This is a genomic window from Bacillus sp. AFS088145 (assembly GCF_002564465.1).
Classification (GTDB): domain Bacteria; phylum Bacillota; class Bacilli; order Bacillales; family Bacillaceae_G; genus Gottfriedia.
In genome coordinates this window covers 1-491 of record NZ_NUUX01000076.1, presented here as the reverse complement: position 1 = coordinate 491, position 491 = coordinate 1, and the positions used below count along the sequence as shown (strand labels likewise).

Genomic DNA, 491 nt, shown 5'->3' with positions numbered 1-491 from the left:
TTAAAATGTACCCTTTGTAAAGGACATTGAAAAAAAGTCTATGCAACTTTAAGGAGATGATTTCTGTATTGAACAGGGGTCATCTTCTTTAAATTCCACTGATATCTATAATGATTGTAATAGTTCATATAATGTTTTACTTCTTTATTAAGCTCTTCTAAATTTTGACATGACTTAATAGAGGCTTCATCTTTAAAATGGCCAAAAAATGATTCTTGTGGAGCGTTATCCCAACAGTTTCCACGTCTAGACATTGATTGAATTAAACCTAATTTTTTTACTAGTTTTTGAAAGTCTGGGTGTGTATAATGTGTTCCTTGATCTGAATGAATGAGTGAACCTTCTACTTTCTTAAAGTTACGATTCCTTTTTAACTTCCGAAGAGTATCTGTAGCTAACTCCATTGTTATTCGGTCTGAAACATGGTATGCCATTATTTCATTTGTTGAACTATCTAAAATTGTTGATAAATATGCTTTCTGACCTTTACC

Annotated in this window: 1 protein-coding gene; it reads right to left on the bottom strand. The window is 31.4% G+C overall.

Annotated elements, in window-relative coordinates:
- Positions 1-38 precede the first annotated feature (38 nt).
- Positions 39-491 (bottom strand): IS3 family transposase (locus COI44_RS23700; RefSeq protein WP_142329308.1); only part of this gene is annotated, 453 nt, incomplete at its 5' end.